Origin of the sequence: Streptomyces albiflavescens, from assembly GCF_014645835.1 — a bacterium.
Lineage (GTDB): Bacteria > Actinomycetota > Actinomycetes > Streptomycetales > Streptomycetaceae > Streptomyces > Streptomyces albiflavescens.
This window is the reverse complement of sequence record NZ_BMMM01000021.1, coordinates 50,006-74,244: the sequence shown is the minus strand read 5'-3', so window position 1 is coordinate 74,244 and position 24,239 is coordinate 50,006. Positions and strand designations below refer to the sequence as shown.

The window sequence follows — 24,239 nt, the reverse complement described above, 5'->3', positions numbered from 1 at the left end:
CTGAGGACTGGTCATCCGACAGATGCGAGCTGTACCCGGAGCCCCGAGGATCGTTGCAGTGGAGCCGGTGCCCGAAGACGTGTTCCGAAGACGAGTGGTACAGCATCCGGGGATCACGAATGACGAGCGAAACAGCAGGTAAGACCGGACCGGGCGTGGTTGTCGGTCCCCAGGGCGGGGAAGCGGGGGACAGCGGACTGGTCGGCCGGGACTGGGAACTCGAGCGGATCCTTCGGAGCACTGGACGTGGTGGGGGCGTGATGCGTGGCCTGCTCCTTCTCGGCGAGGAGGGCATCGGCAGGACGCGCCTTCTGCACGCAGCCCGGGAGCAGGTTATTCGGGGCGGTGCTCTGGTGCTGTCCGCAATCGGCTGGGCGGTGGAGCGGGCACATCCCTACGCGTGCCTGCGCCAACTGCTCATGCCCGTGCGTCATGAGATCAGCGCTTTGCCGCAAGCGAACCGCGACATTCTGGAACCGGCGATCGCACCGGTGCGCACGTTGCCACCACCGGACCCTTTGGCCGTGCAGGGAGCCGTGCTGACGCTCCTTCAGCGTCTTGGCATCCAGCGGCCGGTCGTGGTGACGGTGGACGATGTCCAGGACTGCGACCGCCCCTCCCTGGACGTGCTTGGCTCGGTCCTTCGCCACCTCACCGACGACGGTGTGTCCCTGTTGCTCGCTGCGCGCGGTGACCTTGCACCGCCCGGCCTGCCGACGGAACTGCCCTATGTGCGCCTGGCACCGTTGGCCCCGCAGGCGGCTGCTGACTTCCTGGACCAGCAGCCGGGCGCACCCAAGGGGCGTCGCAGGCTGGAATTGCTGGAGGAGGCCCAGGGCAACCCACTGGCCCTGCTGGAGCTGTGCCGGCTCGCCCAGCCGGACACTGACCTGGCCTTCCCCGGGCACCGCTCCCTGCTGTCCCCGTACCCACGGCCCGACACCGAGGTCGAACTCGCCGCCCTGCCCACCGCTACGCAGCACGCACTGCTGTATGCGGCTCTGGCAGCCCCCGACGAACCCCTGGCCACGGTCACCACTGCTGTCGGTACGCCCGACCTGGGCGTCTGGGCGCCCGCCGAGGCAGCCGGCGTCATTACGGTGGCCGACCGCCGGATCTGGTTCCGGCACCCGCTGGTACGCCGCGCCGCCCGTGCACGTCAACCGGCCCAGCTGCGCCGTGCCGCCTGCCTGGGCCTGTCAAGGGTGACAGGCTCCCCGGTGTACCGCGCCCAGTACCAGGCAGCGGCCGCGCTCGGACCGGACGAATCGGTTGCCGCCGCGCTTGAGGAAACCGCCTGGGGCACCCAGAACGCGGTCACCGCAGCGACGGCCCTGGAACAGGCGGCACAACTCAGCCCCGACGGCGCTGCTCGTGCCCGCCGACTGGCCGAGGCACTGGCCGCCGCGCATCTCGTAGGCGACCCGGACTGGGTAGGGGACCTGTACCGGCAATTCACCCAGGGCGCCGCAGACGCTGAGCTGACATGCCTGGCCGCCGCTGCCATGAGCGGCGCGCTCTCGCTCGCCTCGTTCCAACAGGAGGCATTCGACCTGCTGTTGGACGTCCGAGAGCACGCTCTTCCCGCTGACGGCCCGCTTGCGCTCGCCCTGGCCTCGGTGGCTGCTGCCGTCGCCGACCAGTCCGCGCTGCCGCACCACCGAAGCCAACTGGCAGCACTGTTCGCCCGGTCCGACAGCCGTAGTGCGAGCGCCGTAGCCACGGGGGCGCTGACCCGGCTCGACGAACCCGCGGTGCGCTCGGCCCTCCGCGCCTTTGTATCCGTGGCGGCGGCAGCTCACGGAGCCGGCCAGCTTCTGCGTCGACTCGAGTTTCCCCACCTCGGGGCGCTTCCGGACGCTCCAGAGCGGTTGGTTCGTCGGCTGGCCGTTGCCTGGATCGCCTACCAAGCCGACGAGGCGGACACCTGCCTGAGGCAGTACCGCAAAGCCGATACACAGCTACGGGCTCGCAAAGCCTTGGGTCTACGCGGCTGGTCCCTGGCGCCCATGGCTGACACGCTACTGGCCACCGGCTGGTGGGCCGAAGCAGAAACGTTGCTGGCCGAAGGAAGTGACGCTGCCGCTGTTCTGGGCCAAACCCGCGTCCATGCGGACCTCGATGCATTGGCAGCGACCCTGGCAGCGCTACGTGGCAGAAGCACGCCGGAGCTCACCGCTACCGGGCCGAACTGGTGCGCATTCGACCTGGCCGAGAATCGGGCGACCCACGCCCGCATGCTGCGGGCTCGCGCCCTGGCAGCCGCAGCCCAGGGCGACTGGGCCCGCACCTTCCGTCAGCTGCGTGCACTGTTCGACACCGACGGCTCGCCACTGCACCCCTTCTTGTCACCCCGCACGATCGCCGAGCTTGCCACCGCAGCCCAGCGGATAGGCCGCGAGGAAGAGGCGGCCCAGGTCCTGGCCCAGGTCCGCACCCAGCAGGGCGAGCGGCCGACCCCTCGCATGACGCTGCTGCTGCATCACGCGACCGCGGTGGTGGACCGGGCGGCCGACCCTGAAGAGCACTTCCAGCTCGCGCTGGTCAACCCGGAGGGTGAACGCTGGCCCTGGGAACGGGCGCGAGCCCGCCTCAGCTACGCGGTCTGGCTCCGGCGCTCACGTCAGCCTCTGCAGGCACGGGAGCAGCTCACCGCAGCTCTGGAGATAGCCGAGCGGCTCGGCGCGGCACCCCTGGCTGCGACCGTCCGAGCCGAACTGCGCGCCAGCGGGGCAGCCGCAGACACCGAGCCCGATGGCGCCCTGGAAGGACTGACCGCCCAGCAGCGGCAGATCGTCGAAATGGCAGCTGACGGTCTGTCCAACCGGGAGATCGGTGAGCAACTGTTTCTCTCACCACGCACTGTGGGCACGCACCTGTACAACAGCTATCCCAAACTCGGCGTGAGTCGGCGTCATCAGCTGCGGGACCTATTGGCCGCAACGGACAGGGGCGCCGACTGACGAGGTATCAGCACAGCACCTTCAGGCGCAGGACTCCGTCAACTCCTGGTTGTGGAGCCCCAATGGCCGAGCGAGAGATGAGGGCCGCAGATGCAGTGGGACTCCTACGACGGCGCAGGCAGGCCCCCCATGTCCAAGGTCGTGCTCGACCCGGCAGTGGAACGGCTGGTGGCTGCCACGGCTGCACCCCCCTTCCTGGACGACCTTGGGCCAACGCTCGGCAGGCAGGCACTGCGTGAGTCCCAGGCCGACGGCATCGACGACTACGACGTGGACGCCGTCTTCAGGGTCGCCCCGGTTGGCCCCACCGGCCTCGTTGGTTTCTGGGTCTTCCGCCCCGCTGGCGCAACTGGGCCGATGCCCGTCCTCTTCTACCTCCACGGCGGTCGTTGGATGCTCGGTGATGCCCAGACGCACACCCAGGTGATCAGTGAGTTCGTCCGGGAACTCGGAGTCGCGGCGATCGTCCCGGAGTACAGCCGCATCCCCGAGGCTCGGTATCCTGTGGCACTGGAAGAGTGCTATGCGCTCCTCGCATGGACGGCTGAACACGCTGAGCAGCTGGAACTGGACCCGAGACGGCTGGCCGTGGGCGGCGACTGCGCGGGGGCCACACTGGCCACAGCGCTCACCATGATGGTGCGCACACGCGGCGGACCACCGATCCGGGCCCAACTGCTCTACTACCCGCTCACCGATTCCCGTTGCGATAGCGGCTCCCAACGGCAATTCGCCACCGGCCATCTGCTCACCCGTCAGGCGTTGCGCCGGTACTGGGCGCAGTACGCGCCAATTCCGCGGCAGTTGACCGAACCCACGGCCTCCCCGCTCTGCGCGACCCGCACGGACCTGACGGGGCTGCCGCCCGCGCTGGTGGTAACGGCCGAGGCCGACATCGCCCGCGACGAGGGGGAGGAGTACGTCCGACGTCTACGCGCCGCCGGCGTCGAGGCGGCGGGCGTTCGCTTCCTCGGCACAGTCCACGACTTTGTCGCACTGAGCGCGCTACGAGACAGCCCACCCACCCGCGGCGCGGTGTGCCAGGGCTGCAGCTTCCTGCGCGCCAAGCTGGAACTGAGCCGATCGGGTTGATCAGACCCTGTCAATAGGCTGGCGGGCAACCAGTCGGCCGACGTATTCAGGCGCGCCCAGCCTCCCGGGCAGGCTGATCCCATGTCAGCAAGAACGAGTCCTGCCGGGGCAAACAGCGCGGGAGAGCAGGGCACGCGGCGAGATGGCCTGGTGCTCACCACCCGCTCGGTCCCTGAGCGCGAGAGTCTGGAGTTCTGGCACGACGCGGTGCTGGCCACCCTGGTGGGCATGGACATCCGTGCGCCAGGCGGAACCTATGACGCCACGCTGCGCACGCACCACCTTGGTGCCCTGCAGATCACCAAGGTCGACTGCGACCCAGGCGAAGTCCACCGTTCCCCGCGGTTCGTCGCCCGTGGCGACGGACGCCAGGTCTTTGTGGCGGTGCAGGTCAGCGGTGTGGCACAGGTCGAACAGGATGGCCGCACCACCGAACTGAGGGTTGGCGACATCGGCTTCTTCGATACGGCCCGTCCGTTCCGCGCGCGCTTTCCCGAACCCTTCACGATGAAGATCTTCGCACTGCCGCGCGAGCTGCTCGGCCGGCCTGAGGCAGATCTGCGTATGATCACCGCTCGCGCCTTGCAGCCTAGCCATGGGCTCCCGGCCCTGCTCTCCCCGTTCCTGTCCACCCTGGCCGAGACGCCCCAGTCCTACACGGCCTACGTAGGCGAACGGCTCGCAACAAACGTCGCGGACCTCTTGGCGGCCACTGCAGCCGAATGCCTCGGCCGGCGGCCCACGGAACTGCCCGGCGCGAAACGAGCGATGCTGCTGCGTGTCCAGAGCTTCATCCGCTGGAACCTGGCCGACCCCGCCCTGACACCGCAGGCGATCGCCCGGGCCCACAGCATCTCCGTTCGCTACCTGCACCGGCTCTTCGAGGGCGAAGGGACCACGGTGTCCTCCTGGGTCCGGCAACTGAGGCTCCAGGAAGTACGCAAGGACCTCGCCGCGTCGTCGGCCACCGGTCCGGTGGATCTGAGCCAGGTGGCGCGCAGCTGGGGGTTCAGCAGCACCGCCCAACTGGGACGCGCCTTTCGCACCTGCCAGGGCCTCTCACCGACCGAATGGCTCCGGCGCGAAAGGGGGGATGCGTTGTGCCCGGGCGCCAACTGACCGCCGTACCGAACGAGTTCACCTGCTCCGTCGAGGCAGGAGCCCCCGAGGAGCGCTGGGCCGCCTGGCAGGAGACGTACTCCCGCGCATGCATCGATGTGGAGATCTCCCCGAACGATCCCGCCTCCTGGCGTGGTGCCTTGCACGGCCGGCGCTTCGGCTCCCTGCAGATCACGATCGAGGAAAGCAGTGGCCCCGCGACGATCCTGCGCAGCACGCCATCCGCCGCGGCAGACCGCAGCTCTCAGGTGTTCCTGCGTCAGCAACTGGAAGGCTCCACACTGCTCATGCAGGACGGCCGGACAGCCGCTCTGGGACCTGGCGGTTCCGCCTTCTACGACGCGGCCCGACCGTTCAAGCTCAGGCTCACCGGCGGTCAACGCGCCAGGACCCTGATGATGCCGCGCTTTCTGCTGCGACTGAAGGAAGCGCAATTGCGCCTTCTGACCGCGACCCTACTGGACAACGCCCCAGCCACCCCGAACCCGCTGCAGTCCCTGGTGGCCGGCCTGGCTGAGGAAACCCTCGCCGCAGCCCCGGACCGGCGCGAGCAGCTTGCCCGCGCGACCGCAGACATGATCGCAGTCCTCGCACTGCACACCCTGGGTGATCGGGACACGTGCGAGCAACGGCCAGCAGTCGCACTTCTCGCCAGAATCAAAGGCTTCATCGAGACCCGTCTGGGCGACCCGGACCTCTCGCCGAAGGACATCGCCGACGAGCACAGCATCTCGCTGCGCTACGTGCACCAGCTGTTCCAGCAGCAGGACACGACCGTCAACACCTTCGTCCGCGGCAGAAGGCTGGCACGCGCCCGCGAGGACCTGGCCCGGCCCGACGCCGCCCGGCGCACCGTGGCCGCCGTCGCGGCCCGCTGCGGCTTCGCCAGCGCCGCTCACTTCAGCCGGGTCTTTCGCGAGGCATACGGCATGTCGCCAGTGCAGTGGCGCACGGCCTCCCGGACGGGCGAGACGTCTTCCGGCGACGCGGTGCACTAGCGGCACGGAAGCTGTGCACGGGCGGACAAGCTCATGCGCCCCTGATTCATAGCCTGGGGAACATCAACGGCCTCAATGTCCAAGGAGTAGAAGATGTCTGACGAGACGGCAGCAGTCATACCTGTGCTGGAACCGGAGGCCCAGGAATTCGCCGCCGCGACCGCCAACCCGCCGTACCTGTTCGACCTCGGTCCCATCGAGGGACGCAAGACGGTCGACGAGGTCCAGTCCGGTGACATCGACAAGCCCGCCGTCGACGAGGAGTGGATCACGGTCGAGGGTGGCCCCACCGGGTCGGTGAAGGCCCGCATCGTCAAGCCCGCCGGAGCCGTCGGCACCCTGCCGGTCATCCTCTACATCCACGGCGCCGGTTGGGTGTTCGGCAACGCACACACCCACGACCGCCTCGTGCGCGAACTCGCCGTCGGCGCCCGGGCCGCCGTGGTGTTCCCCGAGTACGACCTTTCCCCCGAGGCGAAGTATCCGGTCGCGATCGAGCAGAACTACGCCGTCGCCCGCTGGATCGTCACCGACGGCGCGAGCAAGGGTCTGGACGCCACCCGCCTGGCCGTGGCCGGCGACAGCGTCGGCGGCAACATGACCGCCGCGCTGACCCTGATGGCCAAAGAGCGCGGCGACGTTCCGCTGGTCCAGCAGGTGTTGTTCTACCCCGTCACCGACGCCGGCTTCGACACCGACTCCTACCACCAGTTCGCGGAAGGCTACTTCCTGCGCCGCGACGCCATGCAGTGGTTCTGGGACCAGTACACCACCGACGAGAACCAGCGGGCCGAGATCACCGCCTCCCCGCTGCGCGCCACCATCGAGCAATTGGCAGGCCTGCCCCCGGCGCTGGTCATCACCGGCGAGGCCGACGTCCTGCGCGACGAGGGCGAGGCCTACGCCAACAAGCTCCGCCAGGCCGGCGTCCCCGTCACCGCCGTCCGGTACCAGGGCATCATCCACGACTTCGTGATGCTCAACGCCCTGCGCTCCACCCAAGCCGCCCAGGGTGCCATCACCCTCGCCATCCAGACCCTGCGCACCGCCCTGCGCACCGCCTGACGAGTCCGTCGCGGGCTCGGCCGGAGTCACCCGACCGCGGCAGAGCCCGCTTCCTGCAGGAGGCTCTCATGACCCAAGCCACCACACCCACCGTCGTCCTGGTGCATGGCGCGTTCGCCGACATCCAAGGCGTCCCCCGTGGCGGCGTGGAGACCAAGCCCGCATGGAGCCTGGTCTCCACGTCGGACCACACCATCACCCCGGACGTTGAGCGCTTCGGCTACAAGCGCGCCGGGATGACCATGGTCGAGGTCGACTCCTCCCACCTCGTCATGCTCGCCCACCCGAAGCGCGTGACCGACCTGATGCGCGAAGCCGTCCGAGCCATCAGCTGACCGCGCCCTCCGCTCACCGTGTGCAGCTCGGCCCGCTCGGCCGGGCTGCGACCCCTCGACCGAACAGGAGCCAACCATGACCAGCCAGCCGCGACTGCATCAAAAGAGCCAGCAGATCCAGGAGTTCGGGACCGTCAAACTGTTCCCGATCGCGCTGTCCTACGACGCACGGATGTACTCCTGCCAGCGCCTGAACCAGGTGCTGGCGGACACCCAGTTCCTGTACGCGCTGTACAAGAAGCACCATTGGCTCATGCGTGGCGCCACCTTCTACCCACTCCACCTGCTCCTGGACCAGCACGCCGAGCAGCAACTCTCCCTGGTTGACGACATCGCGGAGCGCGTGCAGAGCCTGGGCGGCGTCGCCGTGAGCGACCCTCGGCATGCCGCCGAGATCACCTCCATCCCGCGTCCCCCGGACGGCGTCGAGGAAGTCCCTGCCATGGTGTCCCGGCTGCTGGAAGCCCACGAGACGATCCTCACCGAAGCGCACGATGCCGCTGCCCGCACCGCCGAGCTCGGCGACGACGGCACCCAGGACCTGCTCGTCTCGCAGGTCATCCGCACCGGTGAACGTCAGGTCTGGTTCCTCGCAGAACACTTGGTGGTCACCCCGCTCGTCCAGAGCTGAGCGACAGGAAGTGCGATGAAGCCGCTCGGCGCGAAGCCCCTCATCAGTGAGTGGGGCTGGCAGTGCAGGCCGCCGCGGCCCGTGTCTCCCGTGTGGACGGTGAGATCTCCTCGCTGGGTCGGCAGATCGCTGTCCTCGCGTCCGCAACGCCCGCCGCCGACATGGAGCAGCGGATGCGCGACCTGCGCGAGCGCCTCGTGCGGGCACGGTGCGCCGCAGGCACGTTCACCGCCGTCCACGAGGCGTTCTGGGCCGCGGCAAGGAAGGCCCTCGGCGACACCGAAGGAACGAAGGCCGGTGAAGGTACTGTTGCGGCACCGGCACCGGCACCGGCACCGGCACCGGCACCGGCAGCACGCCGACGTGGTGGCCGGAATCCGCGTGGCCCTGGGGGCCGGCACCATTCACGAGGACGTCATCGCGCTGGAGGCCCGCAAAGCCGCCCAGGCCGCCGGACGGGCACCGGCGGTCACCGCCGGCCGGCCTGCTGCCGAGCTGCCGGGCCTTGATCCTGCCCCGGTCACCGGCCTTCGCCGACAACGACGACGTCGCCTTCATGCGCATCTCCCATGTCGCGCAACAGGTTCCGGCACTTTCGGTGACAATGCGGGGCGGAACATGTGCTTCTGGGAGTGAGTGTGCGGATGTGAGGGAGTCCGGTTCCGCCGCACGGCCGGTCCGGTCCGGCGCTCCTACCATCGCTTGACGCGGCCACATCAAGTGGTCGGCCGGGGGACACGCCGCCCGGGGGACACGGCGTACGAGGAGGGCGCACATGCGCCTGCCCAGACCATCCCGCACCCGCTCCAGACTCTTACTGGCCGGCTTGACCGGCCTCCTGCTGACCGCTGCCGCGGCCGTCGTGGCCGTACCGGGCACCGCGGCCGCCGCCACCCTGAAAGTCACCTACACCGGACCGGACAGCGCCCCCTACCGGGCCCCGACGAAGCTCTCCGCCGTCATCGCGCTGGGAGACTCGGGATATGCGGGGGCCACCGTCACCTTCCGCGTAGGCACCGCCAGTTGCACCGCGACCAGCGCCGGCGACGGCTCCGCGTCCTGCACCCTCGCCCCGGCCGACAAGCCGGGCTACTACGGCGTCAGCGTCCGCGCCGAGAGCGATGCCGGTCGGGTCGGCACCTTCAGCACCTTCCGGATCGAGAAGGCGGCCACCACGCTGGCCTACACCGGCACGAAGTACATCGCCAACGACGAGCCGGCGCGGCTGGCAGCCGTACTGAAGGACGGCGCGGGGCAGGCGGTCGAGAACCGCACGGTGCAGTTCGCCCTGGGGACCGGAGCGAACGAGCAGAAGTGCGACGCCGCCACGGACACCGGCGGCACGGCCTCCTGCACCGTGGCGAAGGTCGACCAGCCGCTGAATGAGAACGGCACCGTGCCGGTGTCGGGGGCGTTCGCCGGTGACGACTACTACCTCTCCTCCGGTGACTCGGCGACCGTGCTGCTGCAGTACGTGACGGGCCGCGCCTACGGCGCCTTCGCCGCCGTGGACCTGCTGCTGTTCCCGGTGACGCTGCCGCCGCAGCCGGACACCGGGGCCGTGCGCACCGCCAGGGCCACCGTCACCAAGCCGCCCTGCAGTGCCGAGATCGATGCCCCGGGGCTGGAGTTCGATGCGGTGTGCGCCGACGTGACCACCAGTCTGGCCCCCGGTACCTCGGTCGCCCACACCACCGTGGAGTCGGCGCGGATCGGGCTGCCCGGACTGCCTGTCATCGAGCTGTCCGGCGTCGAGGCGGTCTCCACCAGCACCTGCCAGAAGGCCGCGGGAACGACCGGCCTGACGCTGAAGATCGCCGGGAAGCAGATCGACGTTCCCGACGTGCCGAACACCGAGATCGACCTGGGTCTCGCCCGGCTGGTCGTCAACGAGCAGATCCCGGTGGCCGACGCCGACCACGGGCTGACCGTGAACGCCGTTCACCTGCAGGACGCGGCCGGGCTCATCGACGTCGTCGTGGGTTCGGCGACCAGCGACGCCCACAACTGCCCGCCGACAGCCTGACCTTGGGGGGAAGAGGCACATGAGCACGAGCAGAACAGGCATGGGCAGATCCAGGACGTTCCGGGTCCTCGTGGTGGCGGCGGTTGCCGTCACGGGGGCGCTGACCACAGGCGCAGCCGACCCCGCGGTGGGCGGCGGCGACCGGGCCACCTCCGGCGTGACCGTCTCCAGCCCGGCCGGGGTGACACTCGGCGGACCCGACGCGCACCGTTTCCATCTGGACCGGCAGCGCCGGCTCACCGCCGACGTCTACGAGACGGCGTGGACCGACGGCAATACCACCGTCCGGGTCTCCACGCGTGCCCGTTCGCACGTACGGGTACAGCGGGAGGCGGGCCGGGTGACGGTCGACGCCGAGCAGGCGCCGGACACCGCCGGCCGGAGCGACTCCGAGCTGATCGTCCGTCAGAAGCGGTATGGCATGAGCGCGGTGAACCAGCAGGTCGCGCTCGGCATGGACCCGGCCGAGGCCCGGAAGACATTCGCGGCCGACGACGGGGAGCCCCCGGTCATCGACACCTGGTGCGTGGACATCAGCGCCGAGGGCGACCTGCTCCAGTCGCACGGCTGCGTCGTACGCCACCTGGACCAGGACGACGAGTACGGCCGCTACATCGCGGACGAGATGACGACCAGCGCGCTCTCCAGGGACTACGACTCGTGGTTCCCCTACGGGCTGACCCGCGTCGACTCCATCCTGTACTACAAGGGCGGCGAGCAGGTCGTGAAGTGGTCGCCCATCTCCGACAAGCCAGTCTCCGAGTGCGGTTCGGTCGAGGTGGGTGTGGAAGGCAACGGCGGCAGCGTCTCGGTCAGCACACCGATCTGCCCGGACACCTTCGGCCCGTCGGTGATCCCCGCCGCGAACGACCCGAAGTTCGGCGCCGCCTGGTCGGGGCCGCCGTCCGATCCCGGGAAGTTCATGGGCACGGAGGGAGTCACACTCGTGAAGCAGGCGGCGGGCGCGCCGCCCACCACGCTGCGCAACGAGATCACGTACTCCTGGTAGTAACGGACGGCCGGCGCGGTGTGGGAACTGCCCTCACCCCGCCGGCCGCACGTCCGTTCGTCGAGGGCGGTGACTTCGCCGGCCGACGTGCCGGGCGAACGCCTCGTCATCAGGGGTCGCCTCCCTCGTGGCTGTCGCCGGCCGTGGGGGCGGTGTGGCGGTGGGGATCGGCGTCGAACGTGGCGGCGCAGTGGGCGGAGCAGAAGTAGTAGGTGCCGTGCTCCGTCTGCCGGTGCTCTGCGGCGGTCGCCCTGTTTATCTGCATGCCGCACACCGGGTCCGCGACCATGCCGTCGTCGTCGCTCTGGGAAGCCGGGTGGTGGTGCCCAGAGCCTGCCGGGGCGGCCGTGCTCCCGGCAGCTGGGGCTCGGTCAGCAGCGGACTCGACACGGGGCTGGACGCGAGCGGGCCGGGCATCGGTCAGCGGCTGGGGGCGCCAGCGGCGCAGCCGGGAGGCGTTGGTGACGACCGACAGCGAGCTGAGCGCCATGGCCGCGGCGGCGATGATCGGGCTGAGCCGGATGCCCCACAGCGGATACAGGGCGCCTGCGGCGAGCGGGACACCGACGGCGTTGTAGATCAGGGCGAAGAACAGGTTCTGCCGGATGTTGCGCATCGTGGCCCGCGACAGCCGGATCGCCGTCACGACCCCGCCGAGCGAGCCGGAGATCAGGGTGATGTCGGCGGCCTCGATGGCGACGTCGGTGCCGGTGCCGATAGCCAGGCCGACGTCGGCGGCGGCCAGGGCGGGGGCGTCGTTGATGCCGTCGCCGACCATGCCGACGGTGCGGCCCTCGGCCTGCAGACGGCGGATCTCGTCGGCCTTGTGCTCGGGCAGCACCTCTGCCAGCACCCGGGTGATGCCGACCTGAGCGGCGATGGCGGCGGCGGTGCGGGCGTTGTCGCCCGTGAGCATGACGACGTCGATACCGAGATGCTGCAGGGCGGCGATGGCGGCGGCGGAGTCCTCCTTGACGGTGTCGGCGACGGCGAGAACGCCGGCGGGCTGTCCGTCCACCGCGGCGAGGACGGGAGTCTTGCCCTCGGCCGACAGGTTGGCCGCGACGGGGGTCAGTGCGGTGGTGTCGATGCCGACGTCGCCCAGCAGCCGGGCCGTGCCGACCAGGACGGCGTGTCCGTCGACGGTGGCCTGGACGCCCTTGCCGGTCACCGAGTCGAAGCCCGTCGCCGCCGGCGCGTTGAGGCCGCGGTCGCGGACGCCGGTGACGATGGCCTGCGCGAGCGGGTGTTCACTGTCGGCCTCCGCCCCCGCGACCAGCCGCAGCAGCGCCGTCTCGTCGAATCCGCCGACGGGTTGGACGTCGGTCAGGACGGGCCTGCCCGCCGTGACGGTGCCGGTCTTGTCCAGCACGACGGTGTCCAGCTTGTGTGCCGTTTCCAGGGCTTCGGCGGAGCGGATCAGGATGCCGGCCTGGGCTCCCTTGCCGGTGCCGACCATCACCGACAGCGGAGTGGCCAGGCCCAGCGCGCACGGGCAGGCGATGATCAGCACCGCGACCGCAGAGACCAGCGCCAGGGTCAGCGCGGGGGAGGGGCCCAGAGTGAACCAGATGGCGAAGGTGCCGATCGCGATAGCGATCACCGCGGGTACGAAGTAGGCCGACACGGCGTCGGCGAGCCGCTGGATGGGGGCCTTCGACGCCTGGGCCTGCTGCACCAGACGGATGATCTGAGCCAGCATCGTGTCGGCCCCGACCTTGGCCGCCCGTACCCGCAGGGACCCGGTGCCGTTGACTGTGGCGCCGATGACGACGTCGCCGCTGTGCTTCGTGACGGGCATCGACTCGCCGGTGACCATGGACTCGTCGACTGCGGAGGACCCGGAGAGGACCTCGGCGTCGACGGGGATCTTCTCGCCCGGCCGGATGACGAGTTCGTCTCCGACCACGACGTCCTCGACGGGGATCTCCCTCTCGGTTCCGTCCCGCACGACTCGGGCGGTGCGGGCCTGCAAGCCAAGCAGGGCGCGGATGGCCTCGCCGGTGCCGGCCTTCGCGCGGGCCTCCAGCAGCCGCCCGAGCAGGATGAGGGTCAGGATGACGCCGACGGCTTCGAAGTAGACCTCCCGCAGGTTTTCAGGCAGCAGGCCGGGGGTGAGGGTGACCAGCAGGCTGTAGCCGTAGGCGGCACTCGTACCCAGGGTGATCAGGGAGTTCATGTCGGCGGCCCGGTGGCGCAGGGTCAGCCAGCCCGTCACGTGGATCGGCCACCCGGTGTAGAACATCACCGGCGTGATCAGCGCCAGCTGCAGCCAGTGGTTCAGCATCCAACCGGGCACCCAGTCGGCACCGAAGAGTTCGTGCGCCATCACGGCGAACAGCACCGGGGCGGTGAACACCGCGCCGAGCAGCACCCTGCGGGTGAGGTCCTTGATCTCGGCCTGTCGCTCGGCGGCGTCCGCGGCCTCCGCCTCGGCCGCCGTCCGTTCTTCACCGGCCGCCGGTCCGCCGGTGGTAACAGGAGGACCAGGAGCAGGTGCGGCCGTGGCCCCGTGGCCGTTCGGGGTGGGTGGTGCGGGGCTTTCCGCGGGTTCGACCAGCAGCGTGCCGTGGATCATGTTCATCCCGCAGGAGAAGCCGAAGGAGCCCGGACGGTCGGGGCTCAGTCGCACCGTGGTGCGGGTGTGGGCGGGCAGGCCCGCCCCGACCTTCAGGTCGGGAAAGACCACTCGGGAGCTGCACTCGCCGGCCTCCTGCCGGTCGAAGACCACCTCCACCGGGGTGCCCTGGCGGACCTTGATCAGGTCGGGGCTGTAGCCGCCCCGCACGGTCACCTCCACCCGCTGCACCCCGCCTTCCAGCCGGGCGGCACCGGCGCGGCGCGGGCCGAAGAAGTACCAGCCCAGCGTGGCGATCAGCAGGGCCGAGGCAAGGGCGACGACGATTTCGAGGGCACCCATGGGCTGCTCGCCTCCCCTCTCCTTTCACTCTCCAGCCTGCGCCGGGCTACCCCTACCTGGTAGGGGCGCACTGGCCCACTGGCCCGGGACCTCCGGCCCCAGACCGCCACGCCCAACGGCGGGACGATGCAAGAGAAGGCAAGAAGTGCTGGGTGCGCTTCCGTATCCCGGCCACAGAACAAGGCCGAAGCAGGTGAACGGCGATGCTGTTCTGGTATGACCACAACGTCAGCGGCTGGGGCTGGTTCGCGATGTCGGCCGGCATGATTCTGTTCTGGGCGCTGATCATCACAGTTGCCGTGCTGCTCTTCCGCGCCCTGAACCGGCCCCAGATGCACACCCACACCCCGGCCACGCCCTCGGCGGAGGACATCCTCCGGGAGCGGCTGGCCCGCGGGGAGATCGACGAGGACGACTACCGGCGCCGTCTGAACGCACTGCACGCCGGACCCCTCGCCAAACCTTGAAGCCCGCAGGCCGCACCGGTTGCGGCCCCTGCCCTCCTCTGAAGGAGGCCGGTCATGAACAAGCGCAACTACGGCCTGTACGCACTCGCCGCCGCGATCGTCATCGCCGCTGTCCTGATCGTCGGCGCGCCGCTGCAGAACCTGATCTGGCTCGCCATCCTCGTTGCCTGCCCGCTGATGATGTTCTTCATGATGCGCGGCATGCACGGCCAGGACATGCATGGCGGCCACGATCAGCACCGCGACGACCGGGACGAAGACCCGCTGCGCAAGCACGACCACCACACCGGGCCCAGCCGGCCCTGACCCGGCCCCGGCCCGGGTGGGGGAGGTGGAAGGCCATGGCCGCCCTCATCGCCGCACTGATCGGGCTGCTGATCCTGACAGCCCTCGTCTACGACATCACCCGGCTGTTCGGTTGCGATGAGCCGCGCCGCCCGCCGCTGGCCCGCCTGCGGGGCCGGCGCGCAGCCCTGGAGGCCGCGGAGCTGAGAGTGGTGGGCCTGCGTCTGCACCACCGCCTCGACGCAGGCGCCTACCAGCAGCGCATGAGCAGCCTGTCCCACGGACGGCGCACACCCGCCCACCCCGCCTCCACCATGGGCGGTCGCCCTGGATGACGCCGCAACGGCCTGTGGTCGCTGGTGGTCCTCAGCACCCCTGGGAGCCGCCTCCGAGGGGTCACATGGGATCTGCCGTGGATGATCCTTCTTGAATCCGCCGGGTTTCACATGGGCCATCCGGCGGGCTCACGGGTGCCCGGCTGGTGCGCGCCCATGCCTTGAATGTCGTTTCCGGCGGCGTTCAGCAGCTGGTGGGCGAGGTCGTGCATGGCCCGGCCTGCCGCCAGTTCGTCACCGATCTCCGGCACGTTCGTGTCCGCCGGATTGCAGTGCGCGGTTCCGTGGCCGGTGAGCGCCGCGGTGCCGGTGTCCAGGACCACGTGCGCCTTCGTTGTTCCGTCGTCGTCTTCGAAGAGGTGGAGGCGAACCTTCCACTCAGCCGTGTGCGACATTGCCTTCCTCCTCATTCCGGCCCGTCAGTCACCGGCGGAAGCGCCCGGACCACAGCGGCTCCACCAGGTCCCATTCGACGTCCCACTGCGCGGACCTTCTCCGGTCCAGGGCCAGACACATGGCTGCTCGCGCCGCGTAGAACCCGGCGACCACACAGAGTGCCGTCATACCGCCCACGAACCAGCCGTTGGCCTTCGCGGTGACGGCGCTCATCGGTGCACCGGTGATGGCTCCGTCCCGGTCCACCCATACCCGCACGGTGGCGCCCTTGGACGTTCCCAGTTGCACGAAGGTGGTTCCCGTCCGCACAACGCCGTTACGCTCGGTCCAGCGGATCTGTGCCGGTTGCTTCGAAACACGGTCATCGCCCGCCACGTTGGACGCGAGTCGGGCGGTGACCTCGTGTCGTTCAGCAGCCTGGGCATGCACGGTGCGCATGGATGACTCGTACGCCGTCAGCCCCGCGCTGAGCGCCGCCATCGGCAGTCCGAGGACGAGGACGAGCATCAGTACGCGGCGGAACCAGGATTCGAACCTGTCGGACGTACGCCTCAGCGGGTTCGCCCCATGCGGCGCGTTCTCTTTGCGCGGCCGGGGCGGACCGGATGCGGACGGCGATCCGGGTGCCCTCATGGTGCGGCCTCCAGCACGTTGCTGGTCCGTTCCCCCCGCCTCGTCCATCATCGAACAGCAGCGGGCTTCGGTCACGGGGCCGAAAGTCCCTGCGGGACCGGCGTAGGCCCGAGCGGTCGGCTGTCGACGCGGTCAACCTCAGCAGGCGACGGTCATCATCGTCACCGCCCCTGCCTCCTCTCGTGTCGGATTCCACGCCTCCGGCCCCTCCTCGACAGGTCCACATGCGTCGCGGAGGGGATCGGGTGATCCTCGAATGAGAGAACGCAGCGCGCTCGGCACGGAGGCGATGTTTCGGACCATCCACTCGATCGGACTCGTCCGCCGTCATTTTCAGCTTCTTACGAGCAGGAGGCCCGTCATGCAACCAGCCGTCACGGTGGGCCTCGACGGCTCGCCCGAGAGCCTTGCTGCTGCCCGCTGGGCCGCCGACGAGGCCGAGAAGCGCAAGCTCACCCTGCGCCTGCTGCACGCGTGGCCGCTGCTGGCGCCGGAACCGGCCCGCGTCCCGTCGGAAGTCGATCAGAACTACTGGGCGAAGCGTCTCGTCCACACCGCGCGAGCAGAGCTTCAGGGGCGCCACCCGGGACTGTCCATCGTCGGGAACCTGGTTGCCGACGACGCTCAGAACGCCCTGCTCCAAGCAGCGTCGGAGTCGGAGATGACGGTGCTGGGTTCACGTGGGCTGGAGCCCCTCGAGAGCTACTTCCTGGGGGACGTCAGCATGCCCGTCGTGGCACGGGCGGAGCGGCCGGTGGTGCTGGTCCGCGCCGAACCCCGGGAACAGGGACCGCACCCGACACCCGCGAGCCGGGTGGTCGTGGCCCTGAAACTGCACGGAACCTCCGACTCCCTGCTCGACTTCGCCTTCCACACCGCTGCGGCCAGGGGCCTTCCTCTCCTGGCTGTCCACGGCAGAAGCGTGCCGCTCCATGCACGGGTGCCCTGGGGCGTGGACCACGAGGTCACCGAAGAGATGACGCGCGATGCGTACAAGCAGCTGAGCGAGGCGCTCCACCTGTGGCGGGGGAAGTACCCGCGGGTGGACGTGGCCGACAGCGTTCGTCTCGCAAGCCCCGCCAAGGCCGTCGTACAAGCCGCCGAAGGCGCCGCGCTGCTGGTCGTAGGCCGTCGCCGACATGGTCATGGCCTGGCGCCCCACCTGGGTCCCGTGGCGCAGGCCGCCATTCATCACGGGCGCTGCCCCGTCGCCGTCGTCCCTCATGACTGAGTCCGGCCGCGAGACATCGGCGCGGCCGGTCCCTCGGGCCGATGCGTCCGCGCTCCGGTCCGGTGCCGGGCACGACGGTGAGCCGCTGCCGCGCGCAGAGGTGTTCGAGACCCACACCGCGATCGTGTTCTTCGCTTGCGACCGCGCCTACAAGGTCAAGAAACCGGTCGATCTGGGGTTCTTGGACTACACATTGGTGGCGGCTCGCCGGGCTGCCTGCGAGCGCGAAGTCGCTCCCAACCGCCGCTTCGCCCCCGACGTCTACTTGGGTCTGGGCGAGTTCCGCAGTCCTGACGCGAAGGCATCCGAACCCGTCGTGGTGATGCGTCGCGTGCCGGCGGATCGCCGCCTCTCCCACCTGGTACGAGAAGGAGCCGCTGTCGACGATGTCCTCCGGACCGTCGCCCGGCACCTCGCCGGCTGGCACGCGGCCGCGCCCCGTGGCCGCGACGTGGACGAACAAGGCACGCGGGACTCGCTGTTGTCGCGTGGGGATGCCGGCCTCACACAGGTCCGCGCACTGGCCGCCGAAGGCGTCATCCCCCTTCCTCGCCATGGACCTGGAACAGCTCGGCGCCCCGGAGGCCGCGGCATATTTCCTCGGCCAGTACAGCGAGTACTCCGGAGATCCCGCGCCCCTTCCCTGTGGCACGACTACGTCGCCTACCGCGCGTTCGTCCGCGCCAAGGTCTCCCTGATCCAGGCCCGGCAGGGCCCGCCCGGCGCGGCGGCGACAGCGCGGCGGCCGGCCTCGACGGCGCTGCACCACCTGCGCACCCCTGCCGTATCGCTGACCCTCGTCGGCGGACTGCCTGGCAGTGGTAAGTCCACCGTTTCCGGAGCGCTGGCTGACCGGCTGGAGGTCACCCTGCTCAGCAGCGACCGGCTCCGCAAGGAGCTTGCCGGTATCCCCGCCCGATACAGCGCAGCGCGACGGCCGCACCATCGTCTGACGTCGCGTGCCGGTCCACAGCCTCGTGCGCGATGTTCAGTCCCCGTCCGCCGGGCAGCCCCTGCAGCGCGGCACGCGCCTCCGACCAGGTGAAGCCCGCACACACCTTCTCGTAGTCGCCCAGATTCGGCTCGACGCGAGGCGGTGTGCCTTTCCGGATCGTTTCCCCTCGCATGGCAGCCACCTTCCTGCCGGCCTTCTTCGACCATCTGTCCAGGCCGCCCCGCGCGCACTGGGCCGAACGGCCCCTGCGTGTGGCCGGCGAGCCCTATGAGGCCCCGCACAGCCGAAGGCGGAGGGGGCCTCGGCCTCGCCGACGGGCGTAGGGGAGGGTGTCGGCCTCGCCGAGGGGGCGGAGACGAAGGGCCCGCGTCCGTGGCCCGCATGGCCCTACCCGTGTGGTGCCGGACCGGAAATCCTGCGTTCGTGGATTGCATGAGGCACCGGTGATGCCCGGCCCGCCCGGCGTGGTGCCGAAGGAGAACGGCCATGAGTGCAAGCCCCGACCTGTACAACTCGTCGCCTTCCGCGTCCAGCGGGTTGGTGCTGGACAAGGACGGCATGGTCGCGCTGGTTGAGGTGTTGGCCGGGCGAGGGTTCACCGTGGTCGGCCCCACCGTGCGGGACGGTGCGATCGTGCTGGCCGAGCTGAAGTCGGCCGACGAGCTGCCGTACGGATGGGGCGTGGAACTCGAAGCCGGAAGGTATCGGCTGCGGGAGCGGGCCGACGGTGCCGCCTTCGCGAACGCGGCGGGCCCCCAGTCGTGGAAGCAGTTCCTGCACCCGGCGAAAGTGCGGCAGTGGCGTGCCGACCGGGTGGGCGAGGAGACAGTGTTCATTGCAGAGGAGACCTCGACGCCGCGGTACGCCTTCCTCGGGGTGCGCCCCTGTGACGCGCGGGCCATCGCCATCCAGGACCGGGTGCTGACCGGTGGGCCCCACCTCGACCCCGAATACCGGGGGCGGCGTGCAGGAGCGCTGCTGATCGCGGTCGAGTGCACGGAGCCCGGCGGCACCTGCTTCTGTGTCTCGATGGGCACGGGCCCCACGGCCCCTCCCGGCTGTGACCTGGTGATCACCGAGGTGGTCGATGACGACGGCCACCGCTTCTGGATCCGCGGCGGGAGCCAGGAAGGCGACGAGATCCTCGCCGAACTGCCCGTCCGCCCGGCAGACCCCGCCACCTGTGCGGCGGCCCGCGCAGGCGTTGCTGCCGCCGAGGACCGGATGGGAAGGACCATGCCCGAGGGCGACCTGCGGGAGCTGATGGCCGGCACGCTCGACGCCCCCCGCTGGGACGACGTTGCCGGGCGCTGCCTGACCTGCGGCAACTGCACCATGGTGTGTCCCACCTGTTTCTGCACCACGACCGAGGACGTCACCGACCTCACCGGTGACCACGCTGAGCGGTGGCGGTTGTGGGACTCCTGCTTCGACCTGGACTTCTCCCAGCTGCACGGTGGCCCCGTCCGTACGTCCCCGCGCAGTCGCTACCGGCAGTGGATGACCCACAAGCTCGGAACCTGGTACGACCAGTTCGGCTCCTCCGGCTGTGTGGGCTGCGGCCGCTGCATCGTGTGGTGCCCGGTGGGCATCGACATCACCGAGGAGGCGGCCGCCCTGCACGACTGGACGCGGTCCGAAGCATCGGGGGAGGCCCCGTGACCGAGCTGCCGCCGCCTCTGGACCTCCTCCCGCTCGTACAGCGTGAGCGGTTGCTGGCCGTGGGGCTCGACGTGTCGTTCCCGGCCGGCACGCGCCTGTTCGACGAGGGCGGGGAAGCCGACCGCTTCTGGCTGCTGCGCAGCGGCGAGGTCGCCCTCGACATCTGCGTTCCCGGCAGACAGCCGGAGGCCCTCATAGAAACGCTTGGTGCGGGTCAGCTGCTGGGCTGGTCGTGGATCTGCCCGCCGTACCGCTGGCACCTCGGTGCACGGACGGTGACCCCGGTGGAAGCCACGGAGTTCCCCGCCACCGACGTCCTCGCCCTCTGCGCGGCCGACCCGGAACTCGGATACGCCCTGATGCGCCGCTTCATCGAGGTGGTCGCCGGGCGCCTGCAAGCCACCCGCATCAGGCTGCTGGACCTCTACGCACCCCACGGGAGTGGCCCACCATGAGCACCGTGACGCCGCCACTGCCCTACCGGGTCGCCGAGACCCGGACGGAGACCGCCGACACCCGTTCGCTGGAACTGGTCCCTGCCGGCAGGGAACTCCCGCCCTTCGCACCCGGCCAGTACGCGATGATCTACGCGTTCGGGGTCGGTGAGGTGCCGATCTCGGTCAGTGCCCTGCACGGTCCATACGGGGGCCTCGTGCACACCGTGCGCGCGGTGGGCGCGGTCTCCACCGCCCTGCACGACCTGCGCCCGGGGGACACCGTCGGGCTGCGCGGGCCGTTCGGCACCGGCTGGGACCTCGACGCGGCAGTCGGCCAGGACGTGCTGGTGATCGCAGGCGGCATCGGCCTGGCGCCACTGCGACCGGTGGTGCACGCGGTCCTGGACCGGCCGGACGCCTACGGTCGGCTGGGGATCCTGGTGGGCACCCGTACACCTGGCGACCTGATCTACCAAGAGGACGTCGAACGCTGGCGCGGCAGGGCCGAGGTGGGGGTGACCGTCGACCGCCCCGGCCCGGGCTGGCAAGGCCCGGTGGGGGTCGTCACCACCCTGCTGGACGCGTTCGCCCTCCGGTCGGACCGGACCCACGCGCTGGTGTGCGGGCCCGAGGTGATGATGCGCCACACCGCACGCGCCCTGATGGGCCGAGGCCTCGCCGCGCAGCGCGTTCAGGTGTCGCTGGAACGCAACATGCGCTGCGCCACCGGCCACTGCGGCCATTGCCAGCTCGGTCCGCTGCTGGTGTGCAGGGACGGACCGGTCGTCGGCTACGACCGCGTGGAACGTCTGCTGGCCGTACGGGAGTTGTGAGATGGACACCGACCGAGGACTGGCCGGCGAATCAGGACGGCCCCACGCCCGAGGACCGGCGAACTCCCACCCCCTGCCCACGCTCGCCGTGTGGAAGTTCGCCTCGTGCGACGGCTGCCAGCTGACCCTGCTCGACTGCGAGGACGAACTGCTCGGCCTCACCGAGCAGGTACGGATCGAGCACTTCCTGGAGATGTCCGGGGCCGAAGGTCCCGACGGGGGGCGCGCGGAGCTGGCCGGCCGGGGTCCGTACGACCTCTCCCTGGTCGAGGGCTCGATCACCACGGCCGAGGACGCCGAGCGAATCCAGCACATCCGGCGTATCTCCCGGCGTCTTGTGACCATCGGCGCCTGCGCCACTGCGGGCGGCATCCAGGCACTGCGCAACTTCGGGGACATCGACGAGTTCCGTGCCGCGGTCTATGCCCGCCCGGACTACATCGCCACCCTGGAGACCTCGACCCCGATCTCAGCCCACGTACCGGTCGACTTCGAACTCCGGGGCTGCCCCATCGACCGCCGCCAGCTCCTCGAAGTCATCACCGCCCACCTGGTCGGACGCACACCCCGGATCCCCAGCCACAGCGTCTGCTTCGAGTGCAAAAGGCGCGGTACCACCTGCGTCACGGTGGCCCATGGCACCCCCTGCCTGGGCCCAGTCACTCACGCCGGTTGCGGTGCCATCTGCCCCGCCTACGGACGCGGCTGCTACGGCTGCTTCGGGCCGACCAGCCGGCCCAACCTGCGTTCCATGGTTGCGCAACTCGGCCGCGACGGAATGAGTGAGGCGGACATCCTGCGTGTCTTCCGCACCTTCAACGCCGCGTCGCCGGAGTATGCCCCCGTGGCCGATCTCGCGGCCGAGCAGCAGGACACCCCTGGGGCAGGAACAGAAACCAACCCGGAAAGGCCCGCATGAGCCATCGCGGAACCCGCGTCCTACGGCTGGACGCACTGGCCCGAGTGGAAGGCGAAGCCGCCCTGCACCTGCGCGTACAGGAGGAGACGGTCACCGAAGCGCGACTGCGCATCTACGAACCACCCCGGTTCTTCGAAGCCTTCCTGATCGGGCGCGCCCACACCGAGCCGCCGGACATCACAGCACGGATCTGCGGCATCTGCCCGGTCGCCTACCAGATGAGCGCCTGCCAGGCGATCGAGAACGCCTGCGGTGTCACCGTGGAGGGGCCTCTCGCGGAGCTGCGCCGCCTGCTGTACTGCGGGGAATGGATCGAGAGCCACACCCTTCACATCTACCTGCTGCACGCCCCCGACTTCCTCGGCCGGGCCGATGCCGTCGAACTCGCCCGCGACCATCGGGCAGCCGTCGAGCGCGGCCTGCGGATCAAACAGACCGGCAACGCGATCCTCGAACAGCTGGGCGGACGACCCATCCACCCGGTCAACGTCCGTGTCGGCGGCTTCTACCGCACACCGGCGCCCGAAGAACTGCGTCCGCTGGCCGAACGACTGCGGCAGGCCCGCGACGACGCGCTGGAGACCGTCCGCTGGGTGGCGGCCTTCGACTTCCCCGACGCGGGCAGCGACCATGACCTGCTCGCACTGCGCGACCCGGGCCGCTACGCCATCGACTCCGGCACACCGACGGTCATCGCTCCCCATGGCCGAACGCCGGCGCCCCGCGAGTTCCCCGTGTCCGACCTCGAACAGCACGTTCACGAAGAGCAGGTGCCGCACAGCACCGCTCTGACCGCCGCGCTCGACGGCCGCCGCTACCTGACCGGCCCACTGGCCCGCTACGCGGTCAACGGCCGGTGGCTCCACCCGGTGGCGGCCGAGGCCGCCAGGGAAGCCGGGCTGGGCGATCCCGCGGCCGGGGACATCTGCGCCAACCCCTTCCGAAGCATCGTCGTACGCGCTGTGGAGGTGGTGCAGGCCGTCGAGGAAGCCCTGCGGATCATTCAGGACTACGAACAACCGCCGCGGCCGGCTCTCGACGTCATTGCGCGGGAGGCAGTGGGCGCCGGAGCGACCGAGGCACCGCGCGGACTGCTGTACCACCGCTACGCCCTCGCCGAGAACGGCACGCTCACCGCAGCCCGCATCATTCCTCCTACAGCCCAGAACCAGGCGGCGATCGAGGAGGACGTACGCCGGGCTGTCCAGGCACGCCTGGACCGGCTCGGAACGGCAGCCGGCGACGAGGAGCTCACCCGCTTGTGTGAACGGGCCATCCGCAACCACGACCCCTGCATCTCCTGCGCCGCCCACTTCCTCGACCTGACCGTGGAACGCGGATGACCGGCCGGATCGTGGTGATCGGCGTGGGCAACCCCCTCCGCGGTGACGACGGGGTGGGTCCGGCGGTGGTCGAGGCCCTGCGAGGCCGTGTTCCCGACGACATCGCGCTGGCGGTCAGCGACGGCGAACCCGGCCGGATGCTCGAACTGTGGCGCGGCGCCGACATCGCGGTCGTGGTGGAAGCCCTCCTTCTGCATCCTGCCAGGCCGGGCGAACTGCACACCCTGACAGCAGCGGAGGTGGCCGGCCGCGCGAGAGGCACGGCAAGTACGCACGCCCTGGGTTTGGGGGAGTGTCTCGCCCTGGCGGAAGCCCTCGACCTGCTCCCGCGGAAGGTCATCGTGCACGCCGTGGAGGTGGCCGACGTCGAACTCGGCACGGGGCTGAGCGAACCGGTGCGGTCGGCCCTCCCCGAATTGATTGAGCGCACCGCCACCTCCGTACGACGGGCCGGCGAAGAAAATCACCAACGGCGGACATCTGGCGGTGCGCCCCTTCCGTGAACCGCTGCGGCGGGGATGGACGAGCCATGGGCCTATTGCCCCTGCAAAGGGCCGAAGGGCCTCTCGTGCCCTGGTGGGTGAG

22 protein-coding genes and 1 pseudogene are annotated in these 24,239 nt (G+C 70.1%); 20 read left to right on the top strand and 3 right to left on the bottom strand.

What is annotated here, in order from left to right; translation table 11 throughout:
* The first annotated feature begins 155 nt into the window (after positions 1–155).
* The 9 genes from IEY95_RS40325 (at position 156) to IEY95_RS40285 (ending at position 11,238) form a co-directional block, all read left to right on the top strand.
* A complete protein-coding gene (locus tag IEY95_RS40325) occupies positions 156–2,963 on the top strand; it encodes a helix-turn-helix transcriptional regulator (protein ID WP_229703696.1) in 2,808 nt (935 codons plus the stop codon).
* A 90-nt stretch (positions 2,964–3,053) separates the two neighbouring features.
* Complete coding sequence (locus IEY95_RS40320) at positions 3,054–4,055, top strand: alpha/beta hydrolase (RefSeq protein WP_189191214.1); 1,002 nt, start codon at positions 3,054–3,056, stop codon at positions 4,053–4,055.
* Between the two features lie 150 nt (positions 4,056–4,205).
* On the top strand, positions 4,206–5,174 hold the full coding sequence (locus IEY95_RS40315; RefSeq protein ID WP_229703681.1) for an AraC-like ligand-binding domain-containing protein: 969 nt from the start codon (positions 4,206–4,208) through the stop codon (positions 5,172–5,174).
* Positions 5,126–6,172, top strand: a complete 1,047-nt coding sequence (locus tag IEY95_RS40310) for a helix-turn-helix domain-containing protein (RefSeq protein ID WP_189191212.1) — start codon at positions 5,126–5,128, stop codon at positions 6,170–6,172. Before IEY95_RS40315 ends, IEY95_RS40310 begins: the two co-directional genes overlap by 49 nt.
* A gap of 93 nt (positions 6,173–6,265) precedes the next feature.
* Positions 6,266–7,237 (top strand): alpha/beta hydrolase, encoded by a 972-nt coding sequence (locus tag IEY95_RS40305; RefSeq protein ID WP_189191211.1) that lies wholly within the window; start codon positions 6,266–6,268, stop codon positions 7,235–7,237.
* 68 nt (positions 7,238–7,305) lie between these two features.
* Complete coding sequence (locus IEY95_RS40300; protein WP_229703679.1) at positions 7,306–7,572, top strand: hypothetical protein; 267 nt, start codon at positions 7,306–7,308, stop codon at positions 7,570–7,572.
* 76 nt (positions 7,573–7,648) lie between these two features.
* Positions 7,649–8,203, top strand: coding sequence for a Dps family protein (locus IEY95_RS40295; protein WP_189191210.1), 555 nt, complete (start codon positions 7,649–7,651; stop codon positions 8,201–8,203).
* An 826-nt stretch (positions 8,204–9,029) separates the two neighbouring features.
* Positions 9,030–10,229, top strand: coding sequence for a choice-of-anchor P family protein (locus tag IEY95_RS40290; protein WP_189191209.1), 1,200 nt, complete (start codon positions 9,030–9,032; stop codon positions 10,227–10,229).
* Positions 10,230–10,248: 19 nt separating this feature from the next.
* A complete protein-coding gene (locus IEY95_RS40285) occupies positions 10,249–11,238 on the top strand; it encodes a hypothetical protein (protein ID WP_189191208.1) in 990 nt (329 codons plus the stop codon).
* Between the two features lie 109 nt (positions 11,239–11,347).
* Here the strand turns inward: IEY95_RS40285 and IEY95_RS40280 are convergent, their stop codons facing one another.
* Positions 11,348–14,158, bottom strand: a complete 2,811-nt coding sequence (locus IEY95_RS40280; protein ID WP_189191207.1) for a heavy metal translocating P-type ATPase — start codon at positions 14,156–14,158, stop codon at positions 11,348–11,350.
* 203 nt (positions 14,159–14,361) lie between these two features.
* Between IEY95_RS40280 and IEY95_RS40275 the strand changes: the two genes are divergently transcribed.
* From IEY95_RS40275 to IEY95_RS40265, 3 genes are read left to right on the top strand one after another with little or no spacing between them, the layout of a single operon-like run.
* The gene (locus tag IEY95_RS40275; protein ID WP_189191206.1) at positions 14,362–14,625 is read left to right on the top strand and encodes an SHOCT domain-containing protein; all 264 of its coding nucleotides are present in this window, start codon (positions 14,362–14,364) and stop codon (positions 14,623–14,625) included.
* 54 nt (positions 14,626–14,679) lie between these two features.
* Positions 14,680–14,931 carry a DUF2933 domain-containing protein gene (locus tag IEY95_RS40270; RefSeq protein ID WP_189191205.1) on the top strand — a complete coding sequence of 84 codons (252 nt, stop codon included), beginning with the start codon at positions 14,680–14,682 and terminating at the stop codon, positions 14,929–14,931.
* 35 nt (positions 14,932–14,966) lie between these two features.
* On the top strand, positions 14,967–15,245 hold the full coding sequence (locus IEY95_RS40265; RefSeq protein ID WP_189191204.1) for a hypothetical protein: 279 nt from the start codon (positions 14,967–14,969) through the stop codon (positions 15,243–15,245).
* A gap of 107 nt (positions 15,246–15,352) precedes the next feature.
* Here the strand turns inward: IEY95_RS40265 and IEY95_RS40260 are convergent, their stop codons facing one another.
* Together IEY95_RS40260 and IEY95_RS40255 are read right to left on the bottom strand one after the other, a co-directional pair.
* Positions 15,353–15,640 carry a DUF1876 domain-containing protein gene (locus IEY95_RS40260; protein ID WP_189191203.1) on the bottom strand — a complete coding sequence of 96 codons (288 nt, stop codon included), beginning with the start codon at positions 15,638–15,640 and terminating at the stop codon, positions 15,353–15,355.
* Positions 15,641–15,668: 28 nt separating this feature from the next.
* Positions 15,669–16,274: an Rv1733c family protein gene (locus tag IEY95_RS40255; protein WP_189191202.1), complete on the bottom strand. Its 606-nt coding sequence runs from the start codon at positions 16,272–16,274 to the stop codon at positions 15,669–15,671.
* Positions 16,275–16,635: 361 nt separating this feature from the next.
* On the opposite strand from IEY95_RS40255, the gene IEY95_RS40250 reads away from it, so the two are divergent.
* From IEY95_RS40250 to IEY95_RS40215, 8 genes and pseudogenes are all read left to right on the top strand, one after another.
* Entirely contained in the window at positions 16,636–17,505 is an 870-nt protein-coding gene (locus IEY95_RS40250; protein WP_189191201.1) for a universal stress protein, read from the top strand.
* A 100-nt stretch (positions 17,506–17,605) separates the two neighbouring features.
* A pseudogene (locus tag IEY95_RS40245) lies at positions 17,606–18,436 on the top strand (bifunctional aminoglycoside phosphotransferase/ATP-binding protein); the annotation flags it as partial.
* 510 nt (positions 18,437–18,946) lie between these two features.
* The gene (locus IEY95_RS40240; protein ID WP_189191200.1) at positions 18,947–20,122 is read left to right on the top strand and encodes a 4Fe-4S dicluster domain-containing protein; all 1,176 of its coding nucleotides are present in this window, start codon (positions 18,947–18,949) and stop codon (positions 20,120–20,122) included.
* Positions 20,119–20,577: a Crp/Fnr family transcriptional regulator gene (locus IEY95_RS40235; protein ID WP_229703678.1), complete on the top strand. Its 459-nt coding sequence runs from the start codon at positions 20,119–20,121 to the stop codon at positions 20,575–20,577. The genes IEY95_RS40240 and IEY95_RS40235 overlap by 4 nt, the downstream gene beginning before the upstream one ends.
* Positions 20,574–21,392, top strand: coding sequence for an FAD/NAD(P)-binding protein (locus IEY95_RS40230; protein ID WP_189191199.1), 819 nt, complete (start codon positions 20,574–20,576; stop codon positions 21,390–21,392). The genes IEY95_RS40235 and IEY95_RS40230 overlap by 4 nt, the downstream gene beginning before the upstream one ends.
* Before the next feature lies 1 nt (position 21,393).
* Entirely contained in the window at positions 21,394–22,311 is a 918-nt protein-coding gene (locus IEY95_RS40225) for an NADH-quinone oxidoreductase subunit B family protein (protein ID WP_189191198.1), read from the top strand.
* Positions 22,308–23,654, top strand: a complete 1,347-nt coding sequence (locus IEY95_RS40220; protein ID WP_189191197.1) for a Ni/Fe hydrogenase subunit alpha — start codon at positions 22,308–22,310, stop codon at positions 23,652–23,654. The genes IEY95_RS40225 and IEY95_RS40220 overlap by 4 nt, the downstream gene beginning before the upstream one ends.
* Positions 23,651–24,157 carry a hydrogenase maturation protease gene (locus tag IEY95_RS40215; RefSeq protein WP_189191196.1) on the top strand — a complete coding sequence of 169 codons (507 nt, stop codon included), beginning with the start codon at positions 23,651–23,653 and terminating at the stop codon, positions 24,155–24,157. The genes IEY95_RS40220 and IEY95_RS40215 overlap by 4 nt, the downstream gene beginning before the upstream one ends.
* Positions 24,158–24,239: the final 82 nt, after the last annotated feature.

Coding starts and splice junctions, on each gene's coding strand:
- IEY95_RS40285 (WP_189191208.1), top strand. CDS start 10,249: ATGAGCACGAGCAGAACAGGCATGGGCAGATCCAGGACGTTCCGGGTC.
- IEY95_RS40275 (WP_189191206.1), top strand. CDS start 14,362: ATGCTGTTCTGGTATGACCACAACGTCAGCGGCTGGGGCTGGTTCGCG.
- IEY95_RS40225 (WP_189191198.1), top strand. CDS start 21,394: ATGGACACCGACCGAGGACTGGCCGGCGAATCAGGACGGCCCCACGCC.
- IEY95_RS40255 (WP_189191202.1), bottom strand. CDS start 16,274: ATGAGGGCACCCGGATCGCCGTCCGCATCCGGTCCGCCCCGGCCGCGC.
- IEY95_RS40270 (WP_189191205.1), top strand. CDS start 14,680: ATGAACAAGCGCAACTACGGCCTGTACGCACTCGCCGCCGCGATCGTC.
- IEY95_RS40305 (WP_189191211.1), top strand. CDS start 6,266: ATGTCTGACGAGACGGCAGCAGTCATACCTGTGCTGGAACCGGAGGCC.
- IEY95_RS40265 (WP_189191204.1), top strand. CDS start 14,967: ATGGCCGCCCTCATCGCCGCACTGATCGGGCTGCTGATCCTGACAGCC.
- IEY95_RS40240 (WP_189191200.1), top strand. CDS start 18,947: ATGAGTGCAAGCCCCGACCTGTACAACTCGTCGCCTTCCGCGTCCAGC.
- IEY95_RS40310 (WP_189191212.1), top strand. CDS start 5,126: ATGGCTCCGGCGCGAAAGGGGGGATGCGTTGTGCCCGGGCGCCAACTG.
- IEY95_RS40295 (WP_189191210.1), top strand. CDS start 7,649: ATGACCAGCCAGCCGCGACTGCATCAAAAGAGCCAGCAGATCCAGGAG.
- IEY95_RS40215 (WP_189191196.1), top strand. CDS start 23,651: ATGACCGGCCGGATCGTGGTGATCGGCGTGGGCAACCCCCTCCGCGGT.
- IEY95_RS40300 (WP_229703679.1), top strand. CDS start 7,306: ATGACCCAAGCCACCACACCCACCGTCGTCCTGGTGCATGGCGCGTTC.
- IEY95_RS40250 (WP_189191201.1), top strand. CDS start 16,636: ATGCAACCAGCCGTCACGGTGGGCCTCGACGGCTCGCCCGAGAGCCTT.
- IEY95_RS40320 (WP_189191214.1), top strand. CDS start 3,054: ATGCAGTGGGACTCCTACGACGGCGCAGGCAGGCCCCCCATGTCCAAG.
- IEY95_RS40220 (WP_189191197.1), top strand. CDS start 22,308: ATGAGCCATCGCGGAACCCGCGTCCTACGGCTGGACGCACTGGCCCGA.
- IEY95_RS40280 (WP_189191207.1), bottom strand. CDS start 14,158: ATGGGTGCCCTCGAAATCGTCGTCGCCCTTGCCTCGGCCCTGCTGATC.
- IEY95_RS40260 (WP_189191203.1), bottom strand. CDS start 15,640: ATGTCGCACACGGCTGAGTGGAAGGTTCGCCTCCACCTCTTCGAAGAC.
- IEY95_RS40230 (WP_189191199.1), top strand. CDS start 20,574: ATGAGCACCGTGACGCCGCCACTGCCCTACCGGGTCGCCGAGACCCGG.